General features: G+C 66.5%; 23 protein-coding genes and 1 tRNA gene. 8 read left to right on the plus strand and 16 right to left on the minus strand.

Annotated elements, in window-relative coordinates:
- Positions 1–23 precede the first annotated feature (23 nt).
- The 7 genes from AC1D1A_RS17860 to AC1D1A_RS17890 all read right to left on the minus strand — a co-directional run bounded on the left by AC1D1A_RS17860 (position 24) and on the right by AC1D1A_RS17890 (position 8,178).
- Positions 24–1,037, minus strand: a complete 1,014-nt coding sequence (locus AC1D1A_RS17860; protein ID WP_476948341.1) for a Gfo/Idh/MocA family protein — start codon at positions 1,035–1,037, stop codon at positions 24–26.
- A gap of 16 nt (positions 1,038–1,053) precedes the next feature.
- Positions 1,054–1,965: a sugar phosphate isomerase/epimerase family protein gene (locus AC1D1A_RS17865; RefSeq protein WP_476860164.1), complete on the minus strand. Its 912-nt coding sequence runs from the start codon at positions 1,963–1,965 to the stop codon at positions 1,054–1,056.
- A gap of 91 nt (positions 1,966–2,056) precedes the next feature.
- Complete coding sequence (locus tag AC1D1A_RS17870) at positions 2,057–3,565, minus strand: CoA-acylating methylmalonate-semialdehyde dehydrogenase (RefSeq protein ID WP_476948342.1); 1,509 nt, start codon at positions 3,563–3,565, stop codon at positions 2,057–2,059.
- A 48-nt stretch (positions 3,566–3,613) separates the two neighbouring features.
- Positions 3,614–5,542, minus strand: coding sequence for a 3D-(3,5/4)-trihydroxycyclohexane-1,2-dione acylhydrolase (decyclizing) (gene iolD, locus AC1D1A_RS17875; RefSeq protein ID WP_476948343.1), 1,929 nt, complete (start codon positions 5,540–5,542; stop codon positions 3,614–3,616).
- A gap of 39 nt (positions 5,543–5,581) precedes the next feature.
- Positions 5,582–6,532, minus strand: coding sequence for a Cgl0159 family (beta/alpha)8-fold protein (locus tag AC1D1A_RS17880; protein WP_476948344.1), 951 nt, complete (start codon positions 6,530–6,532; stop codon positions 5,582–5,584).
- The gene (gene iolC / locus AC1D1A_RS17885; protein WP_223914263.1) at positions 6,529–7,530 is read right to left on the minus strand and encodes a 5-dehydro-2-deoxygluconokinase; all 1,002 of its coding nucleotides are present in this window, start codon (positions 7,528–7,530) and stop codon (positions 6,529–6,531) included. Before iolC ends, AC1D1A_RS17880 begins: the two co-directional genes overlap by 4 nt.
- Positions 7,531–7,773: 243 nt before the next feature.
- Positions 7,774–8,178 (minus strand): tautomerase family protein, encoded by a 405-nt coding sequence (locus tag AC1D1A_RS17890; RefSeq protein ID WP_476948345.1) that lies wholly within the window; start codon positions 8,176–8,178, stop codon positions 7,774–7,776.
- 246 nt (positions 8,179–8,424) lie between these two features.
- Between AC1D1A_RS17890 and AC1D1A_RS17895 the strand changes: the two genes are divergently transcribed.
- Positions 8,425–8,787 (plus strand): ArsR/SmtB family transcription factor, encoded by a 363-nt coding sequence (locus AC1D1A_RS17895; protein ID WP_476857099.1) that lies wholly within the window; start codon positions 8,425–8,427, stop codon positions 8,785–8,787.
- Positions 8,784–9,266: an SRPBCC family protein gene (locus tag AC1D1A_RS17900; protein WP_476857098.1), complete on the plus strand. Its 483-nt coding sequence runs from the start codon at positions 8,784–8,786 to the stop codon at positions 9,264–9,266. The genes AC1D1A_RS17895 and AC1D1A_RS17900 overlap by 4 nt, the downstream gene beginning before the upstream one ends.
- Positions 9,267–9,439: 173 nt before the next feature.
- On the opposite strand, the gene sucD is transcribed toward AC1D1A_RS17900, so the two are convergent.
- The 4 genes from sucD to AC1D1A_RS17920 all read right to left on the minus strand — a co-directional run bounded on the left by sucD (position 9,440) and on the right by AC1D1A_RS17920 (position 15,712).
- A complete protein-coding gene (gene sucD / locus AC1D1A_RS17905; protein ID WP_476948346.1) occupies positions 9,440–10,342 on the minus strand; it encodes a succinate--CoA ligase subunit alpha in 903 nt (300 codons plus the stop codon).
- A 12-nt stretch (positions 10,343–10,354) separates the two neighbouring features.
- Entirely contained in the window at positions 10,355–11,524 is a 1,170-nt protein-coding gene (sucC, locus tag AC1D1A_RS17910) for an ADP-forming succinate--CoA ligase subunit beta (RefSeq protein WP_018776032.1), read from the minus strand.
- Positions 11,525–11,918: 394 nt separating this feature from the next.
- On the minus strand, positions 11,919–14,492 hold the full coding sequence (gene pcrA, locus AC1D1A_RS17915) for a DNA helicase PcrA (RefSeq protein ID WP_476948347.1): 2,574 nt from the start codon (positions 14,490–14,492) through the stop codon (positions 11,919–11,921).
- Positions 14,493–14,854: 362 nt separating this feature from the next.
- Positions 14,855–15,712, minus strand: a complete 858-nt coding sequence (locus tag AC1D1A_RS17920) for an inositol monophosphatase family protein (RefSeq protein WP_476857096.1) — start codon at positions 15,710–15,712, stop codon at positions 14,855–14,857.
- Positions 15,713–15,813: 101 nt separating this feature from the next.
- Between AC1D1A_RS17920 and AC1D1A_RS17925 the strand changes: the two genes are divergently transcribed.
- Positions 15,814–16,464, plus strand: a complete 651-nt coding sequence (locus AC1D1A_RS17925; RefSeq protein ID WP_476948348.1) for a hypothetical protein — start codon at positions 15,814–15,816, stop codon at positions 16,462–16,464.
- A 257-nt stretch (positions 16,465–16,721) separates the two neighbouring features.
- Here the strand turns inward: AC1D1A_RS17925 and AC1D1A_RS17930 are convergent, their stop codons facing one another.
- Positions 16,722–17,645: a hypothetical protein gene (locus AC1D1A_RS17930; protein WP_476873497.1), complete on the minus strand. Its 924-nt coding sequence runs from the start codon at positions 17,643–17,645 to the stop codon at positions 16,722–16,724.
- A 310-nt stretch (positions 17,646–17,955) separates the two neighbouring features.
- On the opposite strand from AC1D1A_RS17930, the gene AC1D1A_RS17935 reads away from it, so the two are divergent.
- Positions 17,956–18,105 (plus strand): hypothetical protein, encoded by a 150-nt coding sequence (locus AC1D1A_RS17935; RefSeq protein WP_164468567.1) that lies wholly within the window; start codon positions 17,956–17,958, stop codon positions 18,103–18,105.
- A gap of 150 nt (positions 18,106–18,255) precedes the next feature.
- On the opposite strand, the gene AC1D1A_RS17940 is transcribed toward AC1D1A_RS17935, so the two are convergent.
- From AC1D1A_RS17940 to AC1D1A_RS17950, 3 genes are read right to left on the minus strand one after another with little or no spacing between them, the layout of a single operon-like run.
- On the minus strand, positions 18,256–19,788 hold the full coding sequence (locus tag AC1D1A_RS17940; protein ID WP_476860158.1) for a putative bifunctional diguanylate cyclase/phosphodiesterase: 1,533 nt from the start codon (positions 19,786–19,788) through the stop codon (positions 18,256–18,258).
- Complete coding sequence (locus AC1D1A_RS17945; protein ID WP_476851283.1) at positions 19,778–20,287, minus strand: DUF7793 family protein; 510 nt, start codon at positions 20,285–20,287, stop codon at positions 19,778–19,780. The genes AC1D1A_RS17940 and AC1D1A_RS17945 overlap by 11 nt, the downstream gene beginning before the upstream one ends.
- Positions 20,284–22,317 carry a glycosyltransferase family 2 protein gene (locus AC1D1A_RS17950; RefSeq protein WP_476948349.1) on the minus strand — a complete coding sequence of 678 codons (2,034 nt, stop codon included), beginning with the start codon at positions 22,315–22,317 and terminating at the stop codon, positions 20,284–20,286. The genes AC1D1A_RS17945 and AC1D1A_RS17950 overlap by 4 nt, the downstream gene beginning before the upstream one ends.
- A gap of 520 nt (positions 22,318–22,837) precedes the next feature.
- On the opposite strand from AC1D1A_RS17950, the gene AC1D1A_RS17955 reads away from it, so the two are divergent.
- On the plus strand, positions 22,838–24,439 hold the full coding sequence (locus AC1D1A_RS17955) for a chitinase (protein WP_476948350.1): 1,602 nt from the start codon (positions 22,838–22,840) through the stop codon (positions 24,437–24,439).
- Positions 24,440–24,514: 75 nt separating this feature from the next.
- Here the strand turns inward: AC1D1A_RS17955 and AC1D1A_RS17960 are convergent, their stop codons facing one another.
- Positions 24,515–25,312 (minus strand): DUF998 domain-containing protein, encoded by a 798-nt coding sequence (locus tag AC1D1A_RS17960; RefSeq protein ID WP_476872056.1) that lies wholly within the window; start codon positions 25,310–25,312, stop codon positions 24,515–24,517.
- An 82-nt stretch (positions 25,313–25,394) separates the two neighbouring features.
- Here AC1D1A_RS17960 and AC1D1A_RS17965 point away from each other — a divergent pair.
- From AC1D1A_RS17965 to AC1D1A_RS17975, 3 genes are all read left to right on the plus strand, one after another.
- A tRNA-Arg gene (locus AC1D1A_RS17965) sits at positions 25,395–25,467 on the plus strand.
- A 1-nt stretch (position 25,468) separates the two neighbouring features.
- Positions 25,469–26,086, plus strand: coding sequence for a DUF6314 family protein (locus tag AC1D1A_RS17970; protein WP_476948351.1), 618 nt, complete (start codon positions 25,469–25,471; stop codon positions 26,084–26,086).
- Positions 26,083–26,490 (plus strand): NUDIX hydrolase, encoded by a 408-nt coding sequence (locus AC1D1A_RS17975; protein WP_476948352.1) that lies wholly within the window; start codon positions 26,083–26,085, stop codon positions 26,488–26,490. Before AC1D1A_RS17970 ends, AC1D1A_RS17975 begins: the two co-directional genes overlap by 4 nt.

A 26,490-nucleotide genomic window follows, 5' to 3' on the forward strand; every position in this document is an offset into this window, starting at 1 on the left:
AGAAGGCGCCGGCCGGCGGGGTTTTAGCGGTACAGGGCGGGCTTGGCGTTGAGCTTCACGGCGACCTTTTCGCCGTTCTTCTGCGCCTCGACGCCGGCCTCGCAGCAGGCGGCCGTGGCGTAGCCGTCCCAGGCGGTGGGGCCGCCGATCTCATCGCGCAGGGCGGCGTCCACCCAGGACTGGATTTCGACGTCGTACGCCGCCCCGAAGCGTTCCTCGAAGCCGGGGGTGACGTGGCCGCCCCAGCGGCCGTTGCTGCGGGTGTACGGGCCTTTGTCGCCGCCGATGCTGACGATGCCGTCTTCGAAGGAGGCCTGGGTGGCCACCTCGTAGCCGAACTTCGCGTTGACGTAGATCTCGACGTCGGCCAGGACACCGGACTCGGTCTCGATCAGCACGTGCTGCGGGTCGTGTTGCCCGGCCGGGGCGTTCCGTGTGGCCTTGCCGAGGCGGACCTGGACCGAGGTGATTTCCTCGCCGGTGAAGTAGCGGATGGCGTCGAATTCGTGGACCACGGAGTCGTTGATCAGCATCTCGTTGGTGAAGCCCGCCGGGGTGGTGGGGTTCCGGTGCTGGTGGTGCAGCATGAGCAGCTCACCGAGTTCGGAGTCGCGGATGATTTTGCCGAGGGCGGCGTATTCGGCGTCGAAGCGGCGCATGAAGCCGACCTGGATGCGCTTGTGGCCCAGCTCCTGCTCGGCTTCGACAATCTTCCAGGAGGATTCGGCATCCGGGGTGAGCGGCTTCTCGCAGAGGATCGGGATGTCCTTGGCGATCGCCCTAAGCAGGATGTCCTCGTGCAGGAAGCCGGGGGTGGCGATCAGGACGGCGTTGACGTCGCCGTTGTTGAGGGCCTCCTCGGCGTCGGCGAGGGCGACGGCGCCGGGGATGCCTTCGATGGCGGCCTGGGCACGGGCGAGGTCGACGTCGACGACGGCGGCAACTTCGGCGCCGTGGATGCGGGTGTTGAGCCGCTGGATATGGTCTGCGCCCATACGGCCGGCGCCGATGACAGCTACGCGGAGGGTCTTGGTCATGATCTTGTCCTCAGTTCTAGTTGACGGCGGTGCGGGAGCCGCAGGAGAGCAGGTAGTTCCGGGTGCGCTTGGCGATCGGCATCGGGACGTCGAAGGCCACGGGATACATGTCCTGTTCCACAATGCCAAAGATCGGCCGGTTGAGCGCCTCCACGGCTTCGATGACGGCGCGCAGGTCCGGCAGCCCGTTCGGCGGCTCGGTCATCACGCCGGCCAGGTTGGCGGCGGCCCACGTCATGTTTTCCTCGTTGACCTTTTTGAGGATGTCCGGGTTGATCTGCTTGAGGTGCAGGTAGCCGATCCGGTCCGGATAGTTCTTGATCAGGTCGAGGCTGGAGGCCCCGCAGTATTCGGCGTGGCCGGTATCCAGGCAGAGGTTGAGGTACTTCGGGTCCGTGGCCGCGAGCAGGGTTTCGATGTCCTCCTGCGCGCCGACGTGGGAGTCGGCGTGCGAGTGGAACTGCTGCTTCAGGCCGAAATCCTCCAAGAGGGTCTTGCCCATGCGGTTGTGGCCGGAGAACAGGTCGCTCCACGCCTTCTCGGTGAGCGTGCCGCTCTCGACGGGCTCGCCGGTGACGTCGTCGCGCCACATCGCGGGAATGACCACGATGTGTTCGCCTCCCATGGCTGCCGTGAGTTCGGCGACCTTGCGGGCCGGCTCCCAGGCTTCGTCGTACTGATGGGCCCCGCGGTGGAATGCGGTGAACACGGTGCCGGCTGAGATCTTGAGGTCGCGCTGCTTGAGCTCTTCGGCGAGACGGGCCGGATCGGTGGGGAGGTAGCCATAGGGGCCAAGTTCGATCCACTTGTAGCCGGATTCGGCGACCTCGTCGAGGAAGCGTTCCCACGGGGTCTGCTGGGGGTCATCCGGGAACCAGACGCCCCAGGAGTCCGGCGCGGTGCCGATGATCAGCTTGTTCTCTGTCATTTCCATTCCTTCTCATCGAGTGCTCCGCAGGTGCCGTTTTGGACGCTCAAAACGGGGGTTGCGGAGCAGTCGATCGTGGTTAGTCGAGGCGTCAGTTGGACGGGAAGTTGTAGGAGGCGCCGGAGGCGTGCGTCGGTTCGGGCCAGCGCGAGGTGACCACCTTGCCGCGGGTGTAGAAGGAGACGCCTTCGGGGCCGTAGATGTGCTTGTCGCCGAACAGCGAGGCCTTCCAGCCGCCGAAGGAGTGGTACGCCACCGGCACGGGCAGCGGCACGTTGATGCCGATCATGCCCACGGTGACGGAGCGCTGGAACTTCCGGGCCGCGGCGCCGGAAGAGGTGAAGATCGCGGTGCCGTTGCCGTAGGGGTTGGAGTTGATCAGGGCGATGCCGGCGTCGAGGTCCTCCACCCGGACCACGACCAGGACGGGGCCGAAGATTTCCTCGGTGTAGGCGGTCATCCCGGCCGTGACGTGGTCCAGGACGGTCGGGCCGACCCAGAACCCGTCTTCGTGGCCGGGGACCACGAGGTCGCGGCCGTCCACCACCATCGCGGCGCCGGCGGTTTCGGCTTCGGTGACGATCTTCACGATGCGTTCCTTGGACGCCGGCGTGATGACCGGGCCCATTTCGGCGTCGGGCACGGTGCCGTTGTTGACCTTGACGGCCAGGGCGCGCTCCTCGACCTTCTTGACCAGCAGGTCGGCGGCTTCGYCGACGGCGACGGCGACCGAGATGGCCATGCAACGTTCCCCGGCGGAGCCGAAGGCGGCGGCGGCCAGGTGGTCGGCAGCGTTGTCGAGGTCGGCGTCGGGCAGGATGATCGCGTGGTTCTTCGCCCCGCCCAGGGCCTGGACGCGCTTGCCGTGGGCGGTGGCGGTCTCGTGGACGTACTTCGCGATCGGGGTGGAACCGACGAAGGAGATGCCGTCCACGTCCGGGTGGGTCAGGAGGCCGTCGACCGTTTCCTTGTCGCCGTGCAGGACCTGGAAGACGCCGTCGGGCAGCCCGGCCTGCTTCCACAGCTTGGCGAGCAGCATCGAGGCGGAGGGGTCGCGCTCGGAGGGCTTGAGGATGAAGGCGTTGCCGGTGGCGATCGCCATCGGGGCCATCCACAGCGGGACCATGACCGGGAAGTTGAACGGGGTGATGCCGGCGACGACGCCGAGCGGTTCGCGGAAGGAGAAGACGTCGATGCCGGTGGAGACCTGGTCCGAGTAGTCGCCCTTGAGCAGCTGCGGGATGCCGCAGGCGAACTCGATGACCTCGAGTCCGCGGCCGATCTCGCCCTTGGCGTCGGAGAGGACCTTGCCGTGTTCGGCGGTGATCAGTTCGGCGAGCTCGTCCACGTGGGAGGCGACGAGTTCGCGGAACTTGAACAGCACCGCGGTGCGCTTGGCCAGGGAGATGTCGCCCCAGGAATCGGCGGCAGCGCGGGCGGCGGCGACGGTGGTGTCCAGGTCTTCCCGGTTGGCCAGCCGCAGCTCCGCGGAGACGGCGCCGGTGGCCGGGTTGTAGACGGGCTGGGTGCGGGTGCCCTCACCGGCGGTTTCGGCGCCGTTGATGAAGTGGCTGATGGTGGTGACGGTCGTCGTTGACATAGTGGTGGACTTCCTTGGTCTGTGGCTGTTCGTGGTGATGAGGGGGGGTCAGCCGAGCAGCTTGCGCTGGCGGGCCTTATGGTCGGTGTAGGTCTGGAAGGCCTGCTTCGTGGAGTCGAGCTCGGAGACCTGGGAGACCGGAACGTCCCACCATGACTCGGAGCTGGGGGCATCCAGCAGCGGGTCGGATTCAACGTGGATGACGATCGGGCCGCCGCGTTCGGGGGCTGCTTTGGCGTCCCGGATGGCCTGCTCGAGCTCGGCGATGACCTTCTCCCCCGGTTCGATCCGGATCACCTTCACGCCGAGGCTTTCGGCGTTCAGGGCCAGGTCGACCGGGAGCCGGTCGCCGTCGTCGAAGCTGTGGTGTTCCTCATCCAGCGCCCGGTACTGGGTGCCGAAGCGCTGGGAACCGAGGGACTCGGAAAGCGAACCGATCGAGGCGTAGCCGTGGTTCTGGATCAGGACCACGATCAGCTTGATCCGCTCGGCGACGGCGGTGACGAGTTCGGTGTGCATCATCAGATAGGAGCCGTCCCCCACCATGACGACGACGTCGCGCTGCGTGCCGCCCTTGGCGGCTTCGGCCAGGGCGGCGCGCTTGACCCCGAGGCCGCCCGGGATCTCGTAGCCCATGCAGGAGTAGGCGTATTCGACGTGGTAGCCGAACGGGTCCCGGACGCGCCACATCTTGTGCAGGTCACCGGGGAGTGAGCCGGCGGCGCAGATGACGACGTCCTGGGCGTCCATGGCGCGGTTCGTGGCGCCGATGATCTCGTTCTGCGCCGGCAGCGGCGTGAACCGCGTGTTGAATGCCTCGTCCACGGTGGCGTCCCAGCGCTTCTTCTCGGCCGCGATCCGCTGCTCGAGGTCCGCGCCGATGCGGTAGCCGCCGAGGGCCTGGTTCAGCTTGACCAGGGTCTTGCGGGCGTCGGCCACGATCGGCAGTGAGGTGCCGTGCTTGTAGGCGTCGAGGGCGGCGACGTTGATGTTGAGGAATTTCACGTCCGGGTTCTGGAACGCGGTCCGGGAGGCAGTGGTGAAGTCCTCGTAGCGGGTACCGATCCCAATGATGAGGTCGGCCTCGGCGGCGATGGCGTTGGCCGCCGTCGTGCCGGTGGAGCCGATGGCCCCGAGGGAGAACTTGTGGTCCCAGGGCAGCACGCCGACGCCGGCCTGGGTGTTGCCGACCGGTATGCCGGTCAGCTCGGCGAACTTCGCGAGTTCCTCGTTGGCGTAGGCGTAGAGCACGCCGCCGCCGGCGATGATCAGCGGGCGCTTGGCGGCGCGGATCGCCTCGGCGGCGCGGCGGATGTCCTCGTCGTCGGCGTCCGGGCGGCGGATCCGCCATTCGCGTTCGGCCAGGAATTCCTCGGGCACGTCGAAGGCCTCGGCCTGGACGTCCTGGGGCAGCGAGACGGTGACGGCGCCGGTCTCGGCCGGGTCGGTGAGGACACGGAGTCCGTGGTGGAACGCGGAAAACAGCTGCTCTGGCCGGGAGACGCGGTCAAAAAACTTCGACAGCGGCCGGAATGCGTCATTGACGGTGATGTCGTAGGCGTAGGGCTGTTCGAGCTGTTGCAGCACGGGGTCGGCGGCGCGGGTCGCGAACGTGTCACTCGGCAGCAGCAGGACCGGCAGCCGGTTGGTGGTGGCCAGCGCCGCGCCGGTGAGCAGGTTCGAGGACCCCGGACCGATCGAGGTGCTGATCGCGAAGGTCTGGCGGCGGCGGGTGTGGCGGGCGAAGCCGACCGCCTGGTGGGACTGGGCCTGTTCGTTGCGGCCCTGGTAGTACGGCATGATCGTCGGATCGAGCTGCTGGAACTGCTTGAGGGCCTGGCCGACGCCGGCGACATTGCCGTGGCCGAAGATGCCGAACGTGCCCGGAATCAGGCGTTCCCGGAAGTCCTGGCCGCCGACCGAATCGACGGTGTACTGCTTGGACAGGTATTCAACGACGGCCTGCGCGACCGTCATTCTGCGTGTTCCTGATGCCGTGCTCATTCCCATGGGAAGCTACTCCGATACTTCTTTGGTGCGGGTGGATTCGGTGTGGTGCAGCAGCGAGGCCGCGGTTGCCACGGCGCCGGCGACGTCGCCGTCCTGCGGGTAGAGCAGGGTCCGGCCGACGGTGAGGCCCTGAACGCCGGGCAATGCGAGGGCAGTCTGCCAGCTGGCGAACACCTCGTCCTGACCAGCGTCCGGGTCTCCGCCAAGGAGCACGGTGGGCATCGTGGTGGAGGCCATGACGCGTTCCATCTCGGCCACCACGGGGAGCTTCATCCAGGTGTAGGCGCTGCTCGCGCCAAGGCCTTCGGCGATGGCGACTGACTTGATGACGGCATTGGTGGAGAGGTCGTTGCGGACCTTCCCCTTTTCGCGGACGGAGAGGAACGGTTCCACCATGGCGATCAGCCTGCGTTCGGCGAGGGAGTCGATGGCCCTCGCGGTCGCTTCGAGGGTGGCGACAGTGTCCGGGTCGCCGAGGCAGATGCGGGTCAGCATCTTGCCGCCGTCGGCGCCCAGGGCCTCGAGCGCGGCCGCGGTGTGGCCGGTAAAGCGGTCATCGAATTCGTTCACCAGGCCGGACAGTCCGCCACGGTTCATCGAGCCGAAGAGCAGCTTGCCCTCGAGCGCGCCGAGCAGGAGCAGATCGTCCATGATGTCCGGCGAGGCGAGGACACCGTCCACGTCCGGGTTGGCCAGGGCGATCTGCAGGCGGTCCAAGAGCTGGCGGCGGTCGGCCATGGCCACCGGATCGTTTCCGACGGCGAGCGCGCCGCGGGCCGGGTGGTCGGCGGCGACAATGAAGTTCTGCCGGTGGGCCCTGACACCGGGGTGGCGGCGCCGTGCCTTGGCGGCGCGGGCAATCGCTTCCGGGTCTTCGAGCCGGATAATGCTCAGGTGCTCGTAGCGGCGGGGATTATCGTTCACCCCACGGGTGGCGACGGCTGGGTTTGCACTCAAAGTGCTGCTCCTTCGGTGGCGTAGGTACCCGGCAGCAGCCGGCCGCGTTCGGCGAGCAGGCCGGTGACTTCGTCCGGCGTCGGCATCGCGTCGGCGCAGGACAGGCGGGAGGCGACGAGGGCGCCGGCGGCGTTGGCGAAATCGAGGACCTGGGCCAGGGGCCAGCCGGAGAGCAGGCCGTGGCAGAAGGCCCCGCCGAAGGAGTCGCCGGCGCCGAGGCCGTTGACGGTTTCCACGGGCACCGGGGCGGAGACCACACGCTCGGTGCGGGTCTTGGCCATGACCCCTTCAGGGCCCAGCTTCACGACGGCGATTTCGACGCCGGCCGCGAGCAGCCGGTCCGCCTGTTCGTCCGGGGTGCCCTCCCCGACGGCGACGGCGCATTCCTTGTCGTTGCCGATCGCGACGGTGACGTGCGGCAGGATCCTGGCGACCTGTTCCCGGGCTTCCTCCTCGGAGGCCCAGAACATCGGCCGGTAGTCGAGGTCCAGGATGGTGAACTGGCCTTCCTTGAGCCCGGTGCGGGGCCGTGCCTCGTGGGCCGTGAGCTGGGCGGTGCGGCTGGGCTCCTGGCAGAGTCCGGTGACGGTGGACCAGAAGATCCCGGCGTCCCTGATGGCGTCCAGGTCCAGTTCCTCGGCCTTGATCTGCAGGTCTGGTGCCGTGGGGAAGCGTCCATAGAAGTAGAGCGGGAAGTCCTCCGGCGGCTTGATGGCGCAGAACGTGACGGCGGTGGGCCATTCCTTGACCGCCGTGACGAAGGAGTCGTCCACGTTGAATTTGCGCAGTTCGCGGTGCAGGTACTTGCCGAAGGCGTCGTCGCCGGTGCGGGTGATGACGGCGGTGCGGCGGCCATGGCGGGCAGCGGCGACCGCTACGTTGGATGGGGATCCGCCAAGGTACTTTCCGAAGGACGTGACATCCTCCAGATCCACCCCGATGTCGTTCGGGTAGATATCAACACTGATGCGCCCGATCGTGAGCAGTTCGTGGGTCACGGTGATCGTGGACCTTTCTGGTGTGGACTCGATACCTTTGCGCAGCCTGAGCTTCGGCGTTTCTGCGGTGCTTATTCGGTGCTTTGGGGCCTGGCGTGAGCCGGGCCACAACCACTACTTTGCCTTAGAATCCATGTACTGTCAAAGGTTTGTACTGACATATTTACAACATGACACAGGGACTTCAAATGACGCCCCGCGCGGCGCCGCGGCGGCGGGGCAGGCGCCAGAAATACCGGGTGTTTACCTGGCAGGAACGCCGAGTTCGCCGGTGACGTACTGGGCCTGCCCGAAACCGAACGACCAGTCCCCCGCGGTGTTCTCGACATATCCGATGAAAACGTCCTCGCCGGCGACCCCCGCGGCGGCCAGCCTGTCCGCAATGGCGGCAAACAAGGACTGCTTGGCGGACTGGCTTCGCCCGGCCTGGGTGAAGATCTGGATCATCACCACGTCCGGCGTCCGCTCGAAGCCGAGCCCGGCATCCTGGGCGACAATTTGCCCCTCGGGATGCTCGGTCAGCACGTGGAAGTAGTCCCGCTCCGGAATGCCAAATGCGGCCACGATCGCATTGTGGATGCCCTGGCTGAGCCCGCGGAGCTGCTCCGCGCCGCGGCCCTGGTTGACGTCAATTCGTACGAGAGGCACTCGCATCTCCTTCGTTAGTTTGTCCTGACATACTAACAAAGTAATTTGGAGCTGCGCAAGGATTCCGTGACAGCACACAGCAACGCGGGGTCACTTAGCGCCCATCCTCGGGTGCGGTATGGGCGCTAAGTGACCCCGCGTTGGGGTATTGCGCAGGCCGGAGCCCAGGGATAGCGTTAACAACCTAGAGATTGATCAACAAGGCGGTTGATTATCCATGGTCGGGACGGGAGGTGGGGACACCAAGTGGATTCCAGCGACGACAGCGAGCTCGACGCGGCCTTCCTGGCCCTCGCCGATCCGGTCCGCCGCCGCATCATTGCCCGGCTCAGCCGGGGCCCGGCCACCGTCAATGAACTGGCGGAGCCCTTCGCGATCACCAAGCAGGCGATCTCGAAACACATCCAGGTCCTCGAGCAGGCGCAACTTGTCACGCGCACCCGTGACGCCCAGCGCCGGCCCGTGCACCTGAACCCTGCACGGCTGGAAGCGCTCACCGCCTGGATCGACCAGTACCGGCTGGTCCGCGAGGGGCAGTTCCGCAGCCTTGACGCCGTGCTTGAAATCCGCGCCGCCCAGAGCGGCACACAGGCAAAGGATGCATCATGAGCAACGCACTGAAATTGACGGTCCCTGAGGGTCTGCCGTTCATCGATTTCGAGCGTGAATTCGATTTTCCGGTGTCCGAGGTGTTCCGGGCGCATAAGGATCCCGAGCTCGTCGCCCAATGGCTTGGCCCGCGGCGGCTGACTATGGCTGTTGACCACTACGACTTCAGGACCGGCGGCAGCTACCGCTACACCCACACCGCGCCGGACGGCAGCGCCTATGGTTTCACCGGTGTCTTCCACACTGTCCGCGAGAATCATTTCGCCATCCAGACCTTCGAATTCGATGGCTACCCGGACGTGGTGAGCATTGAGTCCCTGACCTTCGAGGACCTGGGCGGCGGCCGTTCGCGGCTCAGCGGCCACGCGGTCTACCCCAGCATGGAGGCCCGCGACGGCATGGCTCAGTCCGGAATGGAGGGCGGCATGACCGAAGCCTACGAACAGCTCGAGGAAGTCCTCAGCGGGGCCAAGGTCTAGGACCTCGGGGTCTTAAAGAGTACGACGGCGACAGGTCACCTCCCGGGGAAGATGGCCTGCCGCCGACGTACCTAAAGAAACAACGCGGGGTCACTCCGCGCCCATCCCACCGAGTGGAATGGGCCGTAAATGACCCCGCGTTGCTGTAGTGCAGGTGCTTCGGTGCTTCGGACCTAGAGGGTCGCGAAGACCTCGCGCAGGAGCTTGGCGGTCTCGGACGGCGTCTTGCCGACCTTGACGCCGGCAGCCTCGAGGGCTTCCTTCTTGGCCTGGGCGGTGCCCGCGGAACCCGAGACGATGGCGCCTGCGTGGCCCATGGTCTTGCCTTCCGGAGCGGTGAAGCCGGCCACATAGCCAACAACCGGCTTCGTGACGTGGGCCTTGATGTAGTCGGCGGCACGCTCTTCGGCGTCGCCACCGATTTCGCCGATCATGACGATCGCCTTGGTCTCCGGGTCAGCCTCGAAGGCCTCGAGGGCATCGATGTGGGTGGTGCCGATGACCGGGTCGCCGCCGATGCCGATGGCGGTGGAGAAGCCGAGGTCGCGCAGCTCGTACATCATCTGGTAAGTCAGGGTGCCCGACTTGGAGACAAGGCCGATGGGGCCCTTGCCCGTGATGTTGGCCGGGGTGATGCCGACGAGGGCCTCACCCGGGGTGATGATGCCGGGGCAGTTCGGTCCGATGATGCGGGTGACCTGCTTGCCGTTGGCGTCCGCCTTGGACTGGGCCAGTGCCCAGAATTCGGCGGAGTCCTGGACCGGCACGCCTTCGGTGATCACGACGACGAGGCCGATGCCGGCCTCGATGGCTTCAACGACGGCGTCCTTGGTGAAGGCCGGCGGCACGAAGACGATGGAAACGTCAGCGCCGGTCTCGGCCATGGCTTCCTTGACGGTGCCGAAGACGGTGATCTCGGCGTCGCCGTGCAGGACCGTGGTGCCGGCCTTGCGGGCGTTGACGCCGCCCACAACGTTGGTGCCGGCCTTGAGCATCAGGGCGGTGTGCTTGGTGCCTTCGCCGCCGGTGATGCCCTGGACGATGACCTTGGAGTCCTTGTTCAAATAAATAGACATAGTCGAGTCCCTCTACTTCGCTGCGTTGGCGAGCTCGGCAGCCTTGTCGGCGCCCTCGTCCATGGTGGCGGCCAGGGTAACCAGCGGGTGGTTGGCCTCGGCCAGGATGCGGCGGCCTTCCTCAACGTTGTTGCCGTCGAGGCGGACTACCAGCGGCTTGTTCGCGGAGTGGCCCAGCTCGGCCAGTGCACCGACGATGCCCTTGGCGACGGCGTCACAGGCGGTGATGCCGCCGAAGACGTTGACGAAGACGGACTTGACCTGCGGGTCGCCCAGGATGACGTCGAGGCCTGCTGCCATGACCTCGGCGGAAGCTCCACCGCCGATGTCCAGGAAGTTCGCGGGCTTGACGTTGCCGTGGTTCTCGCCGGCGTAAGCAACGACGTCGAGGGTCGACATGACCAGGCCGGCACCGTTACCGATGATGCCGACTTCGCCGTCCAGCTTGACGTAGTTGAGGTCCTGCGCCTTGGCCTTGGCCTCGAGCGGGTCAGCAGCGTCCTTGTCTTCAAGGTGGGCGTGCTTGGGGTGGCGGAAGTCGGCGTTCTCGTCGAGGGAGACCTTGCCGTCAAGGGCAACGATGTCGCCGGCGCCGGTCAGGACCAGCGGGTTGACCTCCACAAGAGTGGCGTCTTCCTTCTTGAAAACGTCCCAGAGCTTCAGGATTACGCTGGCGACCTTGCCACGCAGTTCCTCGGCGAAGCCTGCCGCGGCGACGATTTCGTCGGCCTTGGCCTGGTCGATGCCCACGGCCGGGTCGATCGAGATCTTGGCCAGGGCCTCGGGGCGCTCAACGGCGAGCTGCTCGATTTCCATGCCGCCTTCAACCGAGCACATGGCCAGGTAGTTGCGGTTGGCCCGGTCCAGAAGGACGGAGAAGTAGTATTCCTCGGCGATGTCTGCACCCTGGGCGATCATCACCCGGTGCACGGTGTGGCCCTTGATGTCCATCCCGAGGATGTTGGTGGAGTGTTCAAACGCTTCGTCAGCGGTCTTCGCGACCTTGACGCCGCCGGCCTTGCCGCGGCCTCCGGCCTTGACCTGCGCCTTTACGACAGTTACGCCGCCGATTTTCTCGGCAGCTGCCTTTGCTTCTTCAGGGGTGTGCGCCACGATGCCAGCAAGCACGGGTACACCGTGCGCCTCGAACATATCGCGCGCCTGATATTCAAACAGGTCCACGGTTTAGTGTCCTTCTACGTCGAAGTAGTTTCTGTACAGCCGGACCCCACGTACTCGCGGTTACCGGGCTGCGGAATAAACGCACCCTGCGACAAGCTTGGAAACGAGCCACACGGCGCAATGCTCCTTTGGGAACTCTAGTCCTTCGATCGGACCAGCCCGTTCCAGAGTACCGGTTATGTGAGTAAGGACACTATTCTATGGAGCGTAGAAAAACCGCTAGATTACGGGGTTTTTGGGGTGTCCGACGGCGCTCCGAAGGCCGGCGCGGCCGTGCCAGACCCGCGTTCGTAAAGTACGGCGAACGCCCGTGCATCCGGCTGCACGGGGTGCTGGCGGACCGGTCTCCGGACTCCCGCCGGGTCTTCAGCCAAACGTCCAGCTACGCGGTCAGTTAGGCGTCCAGCTTGGTCAGCGGCGCGTAGCGCAGCAGCAGCCGCTTCTCGCCGATGTCGAACTTGACCTTGGCGACCGTCTTGTCCCCGGCGCCCTCCACCGCCAGGACGGTGCCGTTGCCGAAGCTGGTGTGGTTGACCTTGTCCCCCACGCTGACGGCGACAACTTCCTTCTGCGGCTGGACCCTGTTCTTGGCCACCGCGGCGGGAACGTCGGCGTTGAAGCCGGCGGACGGGCTGGCCGCGGCGCCGCGGGCTGTCCCGGCACCCCAGAACGATCCGCCGTAGCGGCTGGACCCGATCCCGGCACCGCTCCCCCAGCCTCCGCTCTGGCGGCTGGCGCCTTCGCGCTTCCACTCGACGAGCTCGGCCGGGATCTCCTCGATGAACTGGCTCGCGGGGTTGTACTGGCTCTGGCCCCACATGCTGCGGACCTCGGACCTGGTCAGGTAGAGACGCTTACGGGCACGGGTCAGCCCCACGTAGGCCAGCCGGCGTTCCTCGGCCAGTTCCTTGGGATCGGTGGCGGAGCGCTGGTGCGGGAACAGCCCGTGTTCCATGCCGGTCAGGAACACGACCGGGAATTCCAGGCCCTTCGCGGTGTGCAGCGTCATCAGGGTCACGACGCCGAGCCGCTTGGCTTCGGCGACGGCGGCCGCCAGGTTTTCGGCGTCACCGCCGGGGGCGTCCGGGATCTGGTCGGCGTCGGCCACGAGGGAGACCTGCTCCAGGAAGGCTCCGAGCGAGCCTTCGGGATTGTCGCGTTCGTATTCCCGGACGACGGCGACCAGTTCGGCGAGGTTCTCCACCCTGGACTCGTCCTGCGGGTCGGTGCTGGAGCGCAGCCCGGCAAGGTAGCCGGTTTGTTCGAGCACGGCTTCGAGGGCCGCGGCCGCGCCGGAGCCGGAAGCGACCTCGGCGAGGTCGTCGAGGAGTTTCACGAAGCCCAGCACGGCGTTGACCGAACGCGTCGCCATGCCCGGGGCTTCATCGGCGCGCCGCGCGGCGGCCATGAAGGAGGTGCGCTCACGCTCCGCCAGGGCGGCGACGGCACCCTCGGCTCGGTCACCGATCCCGCGCTTGGGTTCGTTGAGGATGCGGCGGAGGTTGACGTCGTCGTCCGGGTTGACCAGGACGCGCAGGTAGGCGAGGGCGTCCTTGATCTCCTTGCGCTCGTAGAAGCGGGTGCCGCCGACCACCTTGTAGGGCAGGCCCACGCGGACCAGGACGTCCTCGATCGAGCGGGACTGGGCGTTGGTGCGGTAGAAAATGGCCACGTCGCCGGGGCGCAGGTTGCCCTCGTCCTGGAGCCGGTCAATTTCCTTGGCGATGAACTGGGCCTCGTCGTGTTCGTTCTCGCCGACGTAGCCGACGATCTTCTCGCCGTCGCCCTCAGCCGTCCAGAGCCGTTTCTCCGGCCGGTTGGGGTTACGGGAGATCACCGAGTTGGCGGCGCTGAGGATGGTCTGGGTGGAGCGGTAGTTCTGCTCGAGCTTGATGGTGCGGGCGTCCGGGTAGTCCTTCTCGAACTCCACGATGTTGCGGATGTCCGCGCCGCGGAAGGCGTAGATGGACTGGTCTGAATCGCCGACGACGGTGAGCTCGGCCGCGTCGGGGCCCTCGCCGACGATCTCGCGCACCAGGGCGTACTGGGCGTGGTTGGTGTCCTGGTATTCGTCTACGAGGACGTGCCGGAAGCGGCGCCGGTAGGAGTCGGCGAGCGCCGGGAAGGCCCGGAACATGTAGACGGTCTCGGCGATCAGGTCATCGAAGTCCATGGCGTTGGCCTGGCGCAGGCGCTGGGTGTAGCCCTTGAAGACCTCTGCGACGGCCTGCTCGAAAGGATCGTTGTAGTTTGCGCTCAAGGAATAGCTGTCTGCGTCGATCAGCTCGTTCTTGAGCGCGGAGATCTTGTGCTGGATGGCCTTGGGCGCGAAGCGCTTGGGGTCAAGGTCCAGGTTCTTGGCCACCAGGGTGATCAGTCGCAGCGAGTCGGCGGAGTCGTAGATCGAGAAGTTGGAGTTGAGCCCGACGTTCTTGGCCTCGCGGCGCAGGATCCGGACGCAGGAGGAGTGGAAGGTGGAGATCCACATGGTCTTGGCCCGGCCGCCGACCAGCGCCTCGATCCGTTCCCGCATTTCGGCCGCGGCCTTGTTGGTGAAGGTGATGGCCAGGATCTCGCCGTGGTGCGCCCGCCTCGTGGCGATCAGGTAGGCGATCCGGTTGCTGAGCACGCGGGTCTTGCCCGACCCGGCGCCGGCGACAATCAGCAGGGCACTGCCGGCGTGCTTGACCGCTTCTTCCTGCTGGGGGTTCAGCCCCTCGAGGAGTTCGCCGGCGTTCGGAAGCTGCGGGCGGTCCCAGCCGCCGTCAGGGCCGTCGCCGTGCGGGGCGGCGCCGTGCGGGCTGCCGCCGTGCGGGCTGCCGCCGTGCGGGCTTCCGCCGTGCGGGGCGGAATCCGGTCCGGAATCCAGGCCCGCCAGGCCGGACCCGGAGCGCGATTTAGTGCCTGCCGCCGCCTTGGAGGCAGCTTGGAAGGGTCCGTCGGCGTAAGGGTCAAACAACATATCCATGGTGTATCTAAGTCTAGGCGGTGGCGCTGACAGCCGTGTCCGCCCGGCGGGACATGCCCTCCCCTGCCCGCGCCCAGTGGACATAATCCCCCTGCGCCCAGTCCTGGCCGCGAAGAATGAGCATGCCCCGCGGAAGCTGTCATGGAGAAGACCCGGGTTGTTCTGAAGACCGCCGAGGTTGTTCTGAACAATGAGCATGCGCTACGGACACAGCTCTGCCCAACGGACATGTCCTCCGCCACCTGTGCCCACTGGACATACTCCCTTTGTACCCGCTCCTGACAGCGAAAACTGAGCATGTCCCCCGGACCCCGCCGCGAACAATGAGCATGTCCCGCGGGGGAGGTCCGGCAGGCGGGAAGCTAGCCGACGCCCCCGGAGCTGAGCGCGGCGCGCAGCTGCTGGACCGCCGTCGTGCCTCCCGCGATGAACCAGTCGAGTCCGTTGACGCGCACGACGTCGGTCGCGCCGCCGGCCGCCTCCACGATCGCCTTCCCGGGCAGCCAGTCCCACTCGGGGCAGCTGTGCTGGAACCAGCAGCCGAGCTCTCCGTCCGCGACCCGGCCGAGGTCGCAGGAGCCGGACCCGAACATGCGCAGCGCGGCCGCCGACGTCGCTGCCGCGTGCCAGGGCATGGCACACATCGGATCGGCAAGCCACGTCGGGTGGATGTAGGTTGCCGCGCCGAGATCAGCCAGCGGCGTGTCGGAACGTCCGGTGCCACCGGACGCGCCGGGCAGGAAGGTGACCAGTTTTTCGCCATTGAGCGTCGCCGCACGGGACGTCCCGCCCAGCCAGAGTTTGTCCTCCTCCGGCTGGAAGATGGCGCCGAGCCCTGCACCGGAGGAATCCTTCAGGGCAATGGCCGAGCACCAGTACGTGGATCCATGCAGGAAGTTGAAGGTCCCGTCGACGGGGTCAATGACCCAGGTCCGGCCGCTGCTGCCCGCCACAGAGGCGCCCTCCTCGCCCAGGACGGCGTCATCGGGGCGGCAGCGCCGAAGCTGTTCCAGCACGTAGGACTCGGCGGCGTGGTCGGCGGCCGTGACCACGTCCGAGACCGACGTCTTCTGCCTGCCTTCAAGCCCGGCCTGCCGCATCAACAGCGCCAGGGTACCGGCCTCGCGGACCAGGGCCTCGGCCAGTTGGTAGTCATCCAGTGAGGGGTCGAGATCTGCGGTGCTGTGCCGGCCGAGCCGGTGTTTTCCTAGTTCGGTCACGCGTCCCAGACTATCGGCGCCCGCTGGCAGTGAACAGCCGGCGCGGGCACCCGGGCAGACGGCGGCGCGGAGGGGCGTGCAGGACGGGCGATAATGGAGCCATGGCCAAGACACCCGCGCAGCGGATCAAAAAGCACGGCGCCAACGCGGCGGTCCCCCAGCACCATCTCCCTCCGGTGATCAATCCGACCACCAGCCGGACACCGCAGAAGGCACAGAGTAACAGCAATCTGATTGTCATCGCCGGGGTCGTGGCCAGCCTGTTCCTGTTCTGGTATCTGCACCTGCTCACCCTCAACCAGCTCACGCAGTTGTCGGGCGGCCAGGCAATGCCCGACTCGTTGATGGGCGGCTTTGACCTGGGGTTCGTGGAGCATTTGCGCGCGGCCATGGACGCCGATGCCCGGGGCCAGCTGAACTATGTCCACAAGACGGCCGGGATGCTCTTCCCGCTGATCTTTGGCTTCACCTGGCTGCTGCTGATCGGAACCAACGTGGCCCGGAAATCCCTGCGCTGGGCGCTGTGGTCGCTGCCGCTGCTCTTTGCTGCGGTCCGGCTGTGGGGCAACACGGTGATCGATGAAATGATGTCCGCCGACACTCTCGACGGCGGTCAGGTCGCCCTGGCCTCCGGGCTCACCGTGGCCGGCTGGGTCCTCTTGGCGCTGAGCATCGTGGCCGGCGTCGCCGCCGTGTTACTCGGACGCAAGGCTGCCGCGGCTTCGGCCACCCCGGGACATGTCCAGTCCTGATTCGCGCGGCAGGGCTAGTTCTCTATTCCCGGCTTAGGACACCGGACATGTCCATTCCTGGTCGCGGCGGCAGGGCTGTTTCCCGATCCGCGGCATAGGACACGGGACATGTCCAGTCTTGGTTGCGGTGGCTGGAGTCGTCCCTCGCACCCGGCCCCGAGCACGGGACATGTCCAGCGTTCGGCCCGGCCGGTGGACATCTTGCCATTATGTCCATCCCTCAAGTCCAGCGGAGAGCATGTCCACTCAGAGCTGGCTCAGGGCGCGGCCGTCAGGAATTCCCGGGCCTGTTCGGCACGTTGCGGGGCGCCAGCCTTCTCAAAGTGGTCGGCTGCTTCCAGCAGGTGCGTCTGCGCCTCGGAAGCGTTCCCCACGGCAGCATGGGACCGGCCCAGCAACAGAGAGGCCTCGCCCAGAATCTGCGGTGACGTCTTTTCCGCGACGGTGCTGATCTCGGTCAGGATGGCGATGGCCGCCTGCGGGTCACCCGCCAGGAAATTCCAGTGACCGCGGTTCAGTTTCAGCAAAATGTGGTCCTCATCGGATCCGCCAATGACGTCCGTGGCCAGTTCAGCGCGTTCGATGCAGCGGAGTGTGTCCGCATCGGCGACCTCGGCGGCCAGGCGCATTGCCGCGGATGCTTTGTTGAATTTGGCCCAAATATCAAGATTTCGAGCCGGCGAAAAAGTTTCCGCCGCGAGCTCGTGATATTCAAGCCCCTCTGCCACTTTATTGCAGAGAAACGCAACATTGCCGATAACCCAGTAGGCCTTGCCGACCAGCTGGTCGTCGACCTCGTTGGATATGTCGTCGGCCAGCATCAGGCTCTCGCTCCAGGCCTCCTCCAACCTGCCGCTTTCGGCGAGAGCAGCGATGAGGGCCTGCCGGGCTTTGACGTTATTTTCCACGTCACCCGCCCCCGAAGATAAACGCGCGGCCATCCGCGCTGCGTCGGCCGCCTGCCCCAACATCCCGGCGCCCTGCCTGGCTTTTGCGAGCAGGATATTTGCCTTGCCGCGGGCATCTTCAGCCGGAGCTCCGAAGGCGCCATCCACCAGTTCGGCGGCAAGCGCGGCGCAGGCCTCAAAATCGCCGGCGTCAAGCAGATTCTCCGCCTGAAAGAGCCGCATGCCCCAGGCAGCCGTCAGGTCACCGTCGTTCGTCGCGATTTCCGAGGCCACCCGGGCGCTGCTGGCCGCACGGCCGAAGTCGTGGCTGCTTCGATGTTCCCGAGCCTGCAACTCTGCAGCGGCGTAGGACGGTGAAACTGAGTTTCGTTGCATGCCTCAATTATCCGTTGCCGCGCGAGCGGAATCGAACCAGCCACGCAAGAAGGACCTGCGCAGGGTTCACGCAAGATTCACACACGAGTGTGAATATCACATCCGGCGACAATTCTTTATAAATTGTTACCTTGTGGCGTGTCGATCTCCCCTATACTAAACCTGCATCACATGAGTCACATCAGCCTCTTACGTATCAGGAGTCCAAATGAAGAAAATCCTTGCAACGCTCCTCGTCGCCGGCGCGCTGGCCGGCGCCGGCCTGTCCGCCTCAGCAGCAGTGTCTGCCTCCAGCGGTTCGAGCCAGGGCTCCGTTGTAGCGGTCGGCTGGTGGCCGAACTCCACTCCGAAGAACTAATCGGAAACGGAACGGCTGCGGCGGGCATCGGACATCAAGTCCGGGCCCGCCGCTTTTCATTTAAGGGACACCATCTAGACCGCATCACGGCGACATGGAGACGAAAGCACAGCACCAACCAGCCCCGCCCCAACAACCAACAACCCGGAGCTACAAGAGCTTTCCACCCCCCGCAAACAACGCCACGATCTCGCCCGCCGGCGCGGGCCGGCCAAAGTAGTAGCCCTGCCCGCTGCCGCAGCCCATCTCGCGCAGGACTTCCGCCTGTTCCGCCGTCTCGATCCCCTCGGCCAGCGCCTTCAGCCCGCAGGCGTGGATGAGGTGCAGCACCGCGGCTACGAAGTCCCGCTGTTGCTCGTCGTCGCCGAGGCCGCTGATCAGGCTTCGGTCGATCTTGACCACGTTCACCGGCAGCTTGCGCAGGTAGCTGATGGAGGAATAGCCGGTCCCGAAGTCATCGATCTCGAGCTGCACGCCGAGCCGGCGAAGGCCGTTGAGCGAATACTGGTCGACGTCGCCGCCGTTGACCGCCATAGACTCGGTCAGTTCCACGATCAGGTTTGATGCATCCACGCCGGTCTCCCTGAGGATGTCCCGCACATGTTCGATCAGCTCGAGGTTTTGCAGTTCGGTGGTGGAAATGTTGACCCGGACGTTAAAGGTGCTGTCCACCTGCAAGTCCTGCTGCCATTTGCGCAATTGGCGCACTGCATTGCGCAGCACCCAGTGGCCCAGGTCCACGATCATGCCGGTTTCCTCGGCCAGGGGAATGAACTGGTCCGGCATGAGCAGACCGCGCTCCGGGTGGTTCCACCGGACCAGCGCCTCCACACCCTCGATCCTGCCGGTCGCGAGGTCCACCACCGGCTGGTAATGCAGGGTCAGCTGGTCCTGCCGGATGGCTTCGCGCATTTCCGTAATCATGACGCTCTGCAGCCGGCGCGCGTACAGCAGGGCCGGCTCGAAGACTTTGATGCTGCTGTGCTGCTGCGCCTTGGCCGCGTACATGGCCGTGTCGGCCTCCATGACCAGGTCATCGACGGACTGGCCGGGTTCCGCGATCCGCAGGCCGATGCTCGTTCCGCAGGTGACTTTCAGGTCCCCGACGTCGAGGCTCTCACTGAGTGCCTTGAGGATCCTGTTCGCCACCCTGCGTGCCCGGACCAGATTGGACTTCGGCAGCATGACGGCGAATTCGTCGCCGCCAAGGCGCGCCACGGTGTCAGTCTCGCGGACGGCGTCCTGGAGCCGGCGTGCGATGGCCCGCAGGACGTCGTCGCCGGCGCTGTGCCCCAGGGTGTCGTTAATGCCCTTGAAGGAATCAAGATCCAGAATCAGGAGGGCCGGCGGCATTTCGCCGCGCGAGGACTCCGCGAGGGCATGGCTCAGGACCGAGTTCAGTGCCGTCCGGTTGGCGAGTTGGGTCAGTGGGTCGGTCAGCGCCATGCGTTCGAGCTCCACCTGTGCCTCGCGCAGCATTGCCGTGCGGCTTTCGACCCGCTCTTCCAGCTCCTGGTAGATGGTCTGCAGGTCATCGGCCATCAGGTTGATGCCGGCGATGACGGCGGCGACGTCGTCGCGGGCTCCCGAATGCGGGATCCGGGTGCTCAGATCGCCGCCTGCGATCCGCACGATGCCTTCCACGAGGGCGTGCAGCCTGGGGTCCGGTGATTCATTCTTCACGGGTGTACTGCCTTAGCCACTCAACGGCCGCGGATTCGGAGGTGAAGAACTGGGCCGGGATCGTCTCGCTTCGGGACCGCAGGAGGTAGTGGGCAATGACCCGGTCCACCGGGCTCTCGCCCACCAGGGCGAACGCTGTCGCCGCTATGGAACCGCTGTAGACCCGGCGGGCCTCCATGCTGACACCGACGACGCCGGTGATCACCAGGAGCACCGGCATCCGCCGTCCCGCGGCGAGCGTGCGGACGATGTCGCCGGCGATGCGCGCCTCCGGACCCTCGATCTCCTGGTTGGCGGGCAACAGGACCTCGATGATTCCGCCGTCGATCATCCGCACCCCGATGCTACGGGCGGCACCGCCGTCGGCGAGCGCACCGTCGGCCGCCCGGGCCGCGGTGACCGCCGACGCCCCCAGAACGACGCCGGCCGCGGCCGCTGCCGTGTCCGGCAGGCCCTCCGGCAGCCGCCCCTCGGGCCCGGCCAGGGCCTCGAGCGTCATCGGACCGCAATTCGACGGCGGCGGTCCGCGGAGCCCCGGAGGTCACGGTTCAGCCGTCGGTCGCCGTGATAGAGAATCGTTTCCCAGTCGACTTCCTCGGCTGTCTTGGCAATCACGGGACTCTCCTTCACTTTCTTGGGCCTGGGACTGACATACAGCCAGTTAACCACCCCGAGGAAGACATCCACCGCGGAGTTGAGGACTCCGATGTAGGCGCGGATCGCGCCGGCAGCGAGGATGGCGTTGACGGAGGCGAAGGCCACATTGCCCCAGTTCCCCACTTGCGCGTCCCGCCATACGGTCAGCAGCGAGAAGGCGACGATCGCGTACGGGGTCAGGACGTAGATCGCCGGGGCGGCGGTGCGGTCCTTGACCTTGGGCGTGCGGGCGAAGGGAATCTTGTCGCCTGTGACGGCCTGCTGCAGCGATTTCAGCACGCCCGCCAGGTTGACCGGCAGCAGCACGAGGTTGAAGCCGTAGATCCGGAGGATGTCGCTGAAGCGGTGGCCGCAGTCGCGCAGGTCGCTGCCCATGGCCAGGAAGTACGGCAGGGCTGCGATGAATACGATCGGGCTCAGCAGCCGGCTGTCATAGGGGTACGCCAGGAGGAAGACGAGGCCAAAGCTGGCCCACGCGATGGAGGCCATGTAGTTCACCCGCAGCAGCACCTCCCGGAACAGGATCGCGCGGCGCTCGGACCGGTGTTGGCGGAGCTGGACCCACAGCTTGGGCAGGATCAGCAGGCCGCCGTTCGCCCAGCGCCGGCGCTGGACTACGAGGGAGCCGAAGTCCGGGGGCGTGGCGCTGTAGCTGAGCCGTTCCGGATAGTTCACCAGGGTCCAGCCGTGCTGGCCGAGATCGATGCTGGATTCGGTATCTTCGATGACGGTTCGGTCCTGGATGTAGGTCCGGATCTCGAAGGCTCCGTTGGTTTCCACCTCGACGATGTCCTCCAGGGCGCGTTTGCGGATGACGGCGTTGGCGCCCACCCAGAACGTCGCACCGTAGTAGGTCATGCCCTGGTGGAGGATGTGCTGGAGGTCGGTGGTGGCTCCGGCGACCCGCTCGATGCGGGTGGGGGCACCACGGAAGGAGGAATACGGCGTCTGGGTGACCGCGACGCGCTCGTTGCCGGCCGATTCCAGGAAGTAGACCAGCCGGAGGCAGTAGTCGCGCAGAAGCAGCGAGTCGGCGTCGAGCGTCAACAGGTAAGTCGTGTCCCGGACGTCCATGATCTCGCAGTCCACTTCCGGGGCGACGCCGGCGCCCACCTTGCGCAGGATCACGCCGTCGGCGGTGGTTTCCTTCTGCCAGGTGTGGCCCATCAGGGAAATGTAGGCATTGAGGTTCATGGCCTTGTTCGCCTCGTGGGAAAGGCTCTCGTATTTTTTGCGTTCGAACGTTTCGGTGGAGACGTTGAAGATCCAGGTCAGCCGGAGGTACAGCTCTTCGATCCGGGTGCGCGGCGGCGAGGTCTGCTGGGCCAGCGCAGCGTTCAGTCCCAGGAGTACGAGCCTCAGCTCGCGGGCCAGGCCCATCAGGACGAGGTCGACGAAGAACTCGTCGACGTGGTCCTCCACCGTTTCGGCAGCAGCCATCGATTCAAGCCATTCGGCGGCTGCCTCATATTCGGCGATCAGCAGGGCCACCTCGGCGGCAGTGCCGCGCCCGTGCGCCTTTTCCCGGTTGCGGAAATCGGCCAGGGCAGCATTGAAGCGCGACGCCGGGACGCTGAGTTCTGCGGCGATCTCCGCGGTCAGTGCGCGGGTCTTGTCCAGCCGGACCCGGTCACCAAGGTCCGAGGGATGCGGCGGGTCATCGAGCAGCAACACCACTTTGAGGTCCGGGAACTCCTGCAGCGCCGCGGACCACAGCGTCGCCCGCACCACCTGGGGTTCTTCGGCGTAGGAGGGCACCAGCACGGTGATGCCCTCGGCGTACTCGGCGAAGTGCCGGTCAAGCTCGCCGCGCGGCACCCTGGCATGGTCCCGGAACCGGTACAGGGCGCCCTGCCGGGCCATCAGGTACATGAGGGCGGAAAACGTCAGGAATGTTACGACGATTAGGTAGGAGACCGTCTCAAACTGAAACCGGAAACCCGCATTGGGGTTGTCCGCGAGCTCTTTCAGAATGGTGGAAATAACGTATGTTACCCAGGCCGCCAGCGTCGTGAGAATTCCCAGGCGGCCAAGGATTATTTTGCGCCTGGACGGTCTCGGATGAACAATTGACAGCGGCTCGGAACGCCGCTCTGCTCCCCATTGACGGCGCCGGACCGCACCTTTTTGTTCGGTGGTCGCGCTTTCCGAATCCAAGCGCGGCAAGACAAGCTGATCTGGCATTAGTCCCCATAAGACTGCAAAGTCGGCATATTGGCGCGCGCCTACGGCAAAACCCGCACGCCGCACCGGAATGTTCCGGTGAGTGCCCTTATGATAATGCAAGGTCAGAGGCTTGCCGGACATCAGACACCCCGGAAATTTCACGAGCTGATGCCGGCTGCCGGCGCGTGCCCGGCTGCCCAACGAAAGACGCACAAGGGGGGGCCCCGTGTCCGAACGATTCCCAGGCCGCAAACTATCTGTGGTCCGGCTGGGTGTACTCATCGGCGCCGTGGTGGCGGCCGCCGGCGGCGGCGTTGCCGCATGGGGCAACTTCCAGGACGTCCGGGCGGCCGAGGCCATCCCGTCCGTTTTCTCGGGATATGTCGATGTCACGGCCACGCCCCGGTACGCATTCGAGGACCCGGCGTCCAAGGAAGCCGAAAAGGTCGTGCTGTCCTTCGTGGTGGCTGATCCCAAGGAGCCGTGCTCACCTTCCTGGGGGGCGGCCTACTCCCTCTCCGACGCCGCGGCCTCACTGGACCTGGACCGGCGGGTGGCCCGGCTTCAGCAGCTCGGCGGCAGCGTGGCGGTGTCCTTCGGCGGGCTGGCCAACCAGGAGTTGGCCGTCACGTGCACCGATCCTGCCCAGCTCAAGTCGGCGTACCGGACCGTCGTCGACCGCTACCAGGTCAGCAGCATCGATCTGGACGTGGAAGGCGAGGCCCTGTCCGACCCCGCGGCCCTTCAGCGGCGCTCAGTGGCCATCGCCGCGCTCCAGCAGGAGCGCCAGCGCGAGGGCAAGTCCCTGAGCGTCTGGCTGACCCTGCCGGCGGATCCCAACGGCCTCACGGCGACCGGCAGCGACGCTGTCCAGAAGATGATCGCTGCGGGGGTCGACCTCACCGGCGTGAACGCCATGACCATGGACTACGGCGGAAGCATGCTGCCGGGCCGGTCGATGTACGAGAACGCGGTATCCGCCGCGGAAGCCACCCATCAGCAACTGACCGGCCTGTACCGGGCCGCCGGCACCGAACTCGGCAGCGGAACGGTGTGGCGCAAAGTCGGGTTGACGCCGATGATCGGCCAGAACGACGTCGCCGGCGAAATTTTCACCCTCAAGGACGCCCAGGAACTCAGCGCCTACGCCAGTGCCCGCGGCATCGGCCGGCTTTCCATGTGGTCCCTGAACCGTGACCGCACCTGCAGCCAGAACTTCCCGGACGTCACAAAGGTTTCCGATGGCTGCAGCGGCGTGGACCAGGGAAGCTCGTCCTTCGCCACGATCCTCGGCGCGGGTGTCATGGCCAGCCCGTCGTCTGCGCCTGCCGCCGCGGCTGCGCCGACGCCGGTCCCGGCCGTCAGCGACAATCCCTCCACCAGCCCGTACCCGGTGTGGTCCGAGAACACCGCCTACACCGCCGGGGAGCGGATCGTATGGCATTCGAACGTCTACGAGGCCAAATGGTGGACCCGCGCCGACACCCCGGATGATCCCGTCCTCCAGGGCACCGCGACCCCCTGGCGCATTATCGGTCCGGTCCTGGCCGCTGACCGGCCTACCCCGCAGCTGACGGCACCGGCCGGGACCGCCCCGGCGTGGCAGCCCGCCACGGTCTACCGCAAGGGCGCACGGGTGCTCTTCGAAGGTCGGGTCTTCGAAGCAAAATGGTGGACCCAGACCGACAGCCCCGAAGCTGCGCTGCAGGGATCGCCGGAATCGCCGTGGTCAAAGCTGCGGGACGAGGAACTGATGAAGCTCATGGCCCCGGCGACGGCGACTGCCACCCCGCTTCCCAGCGCGACGGCGTCCGCGCCGGCGCCCTAAGGGCCCGCTTCACCGGGCCCGGGCCCTCCAGCCCGGGCCTTGTGGCCTGCACGGGCCCGCCTCAACGTGCCTGCCTCAGCGGGCCTGGGCCCGGGCGAGCTTGCGCGCCGTGCGTTCGTGCTGGACCCGCTGGGCGATGACAAGGCCGGCCGCGGCGACGCCGACGGTGATGGGATAGCCCATGAGCCGTTCCAGGGCACCGGGTTCCGGCACGTGCATGCCCGTCAGCCCGCCCGCAATGAGCGCCCCCAAGGACACCGCCCCGCAGCCCAGGATGAACCACCCGAGCGGCGTCTGCCGGAGCCAAAGCCAACCGAGAATCAGGAGCGCCAGGGCGCCGGCGGCGAAGTACATCAGGGCGCCGGCCAGGTGCCAGGCCGATCCCGTGTCCTCGGGCACCAGCCCCACGATGACCGTTCCTGCCCCGGCGGCGCCGGTCAGCAGCCGCGCGGCGGCCGCTGCCACCACCCCTGCGCCCCAGCGCACGCGGCCGTGCGCCTGCCCCGATACCCGGCCGCGCCCAACTGGCACTGCGGTCCGCGCGGCACAGCACAGGAGCGCCGAGCCGAGCAGCAACGCGCCGACCACCATGCCAAGGCCTTGGACCACAAATGACGCGTTCATCAGCAGGTGCGCCGGCGAGCAGACGTCCCGGCCGGAGAACTCTCCGCACGCCACGGCGCCGAGGTCGCTGATGTAGCCCGTGCGGCGGCTGTATGGCTCCGCTCCCGCCCAGGCACCGATCACAGCCGACTCGGCCACGAAATACTGCAGCACGCTCAGCTTCGCCAGGGCCCCGACGTAAAACCTGGTCGCGGCCACATCGGGGTAGTAGAGGGCTCCGGCGGAAAGCTCGGTGGTTCCTGCAGTCATGCCAAGAGCGTAGTACGCGCGCTCACCTTGTATGCTTATATCCGTGTCCGACCGGACCGGCCCCGGCCGCCCGCGGATACCCGCCCTCGTAGCTCAGTGGATAGAGCACGGCTCTCCTAAAGCCGGTGTCGTTGGTTCGATTCCAATCGAGGGCACTTGAACATTCCTGCCCCGGACGAAACCCCGGACACGGGTCCGGGCTTTGACCTCCGCGCCTACCTGCGCGGCTCCTGGTCCGTCGACCGCACCCTGCTGGACCGCAGCACCGACACCAGCGGAACCTTCACCGGCGTCGTACGCTTCACTGCCGACGACGACGGCGGCCTGTGGTGGCGTGAAGAAGGCACCGTGCGCTGGGCACCCTCGGGCGGCGCGCCGTTCTCCGGCCCGGCGAGCCGGGAATATCTGTTGCGGCCGGCGGACACCCCCGATGTCCTGGACGTGTACTTCCCGGATGGCCGCCCCTTCCACCGCATGGGCTTCGCCGGGCAAACCAATCAGGACGAGCACTGGTGCGACCCGGACACGTACCGCGTGACATACACCTTCCGCGGTCCGGACCAATGCGGCTACCGCTGGGACGTCACCGGGCCGGCCAAGGACCAGCTGCTGGAGTCCGTCCTGCGACGGCTGAAAGCAAAACCAGACGCAAGACCAGAGGCACGACCAGGAACAGGCCCGGATCCGGATCCGGAGACAAAGCCACGCGTGATGCCGGATGTGACACCCGATGCGACGCCGGATGCCGCGCCGGATTTAGGGCGCGCCGGGTGAACCCGCGCATCGTCGTCTCCGCTGTCTGCGTTTTCGATCGCTCCGGACGCCTCCTGACCGTCCGCAAACGCGGCACGGACAAGTTCATGCACCCGGGCGGCAAACCCGAGGCCGGCGAAACAGCGGCCCAGGCAGCGGCGCGCGAGCTCGAGGAGGAAGTGGGGATCGTGCTGGCCCCGGACCGCCTGGACCTGCTGGGTTGCTGGCTGGCGGATGCCGCCAACGAGGCGGCCACCCAGATCGAGGCCACGGTCTTCACGGCGCCCGGGGTGTGGAGCGCCCGGCCGTCGGCGGAAATCGCCGAGATCCGTTGGCTGGACCTGTCCGCCGAGCTGCCCGGCGACCTCGCCCCGCTGCTGACGGACCATGTGCTGCCGGCCCTGTCCGCCAAGCCGTCCTGCTAG

The sequence above is a fragment of the Arthrobacter sp. P1_B9 genome, from assembly GCF_056406495.1.

Excerpts from the sequence above, each read along its gene's own strand:
- AC1D1A_RS17865 (WP_476860164.1), bottom strand. The coding sequence starts at position 1,965 with ATGACAGAGAACAAGCTGATCATCGGCACCGCGCCGGACTCCTGGGGC.
- sucD (WP_476948346.1), bottom strand. The coding sequence starts at position 10,342 with ATGTCTATTTATTTGAACAAGGACTCCAAGGTCATCGTCCAGGGCATC.
- AC1D1A_RS17945 (WP_476851283.1), bottom strand. The coding sequence starts at position 20,287 with ATGACGCTCGAGGCCCTGGCCGGGCCCGAGGGGCGGCTGCCGGAGGGC.
- pcrA (WP_476948347.1), bottom strand. The coding sequence starts at position 14,492 with ATGGATATGTTGTTTGACCCTTACGCCGACGGACCCTTCCAAGCTGCC.
- AC1D1A_RS17960 (WP_476872056.1), bottom strand. The coding sequence starts at position 25,312 with ATGACTGCAGGAACCACCGAGCTTTCCGCCGGAGCCCTCTACTACCCC.
- AC1D1A_RS17935 (WP_164468567.1), top strand. The coding sequence starts at position 17,956 with ATGAAGAAAATCCTTGCAACGCTCCTCGTCGCCGGCGCGCTGGCCGGC.
- AC1D1A_RS17950 (WP_476948349.1), bottom strand. The coding sequence starts at position 22,317 with ATGTACCTGATGGCCCGGCAGGGCGCCCTGTACCGGTTCCGGGACCAT.
- AC1D1A_RS17860 (WP_476948341.1), bottom strand. The coding sequence starts at position 1,037 with ATGACCAAGACCCTCCGCGTAGCTGTCATCGGCGCCGGCCGTATGGGC.
- iolD (WP_476948343.1), bottom strand. The coding sequence starts at position 5,542 with ATGACGGTCGCGCAGGCCGTCGTTGAATACCTGTCCAAGCAGTACACC.
- AC1D1A_RS17925 (WP_476948348.1), top strand. The coding sequence starts at position 15,814 with ATGGCCAAGACACCCGCGCAGCGGATCAAAAAGCACGGCGCCAACGCG.
- AC1D1A_RS17900 (WP_476857098.1), top strand. The coding sequence starts at position 8,784 with ATGAGCAACGCACTGAAATTGACGGTCCCTGAGGGTCTGCCGTTCATC.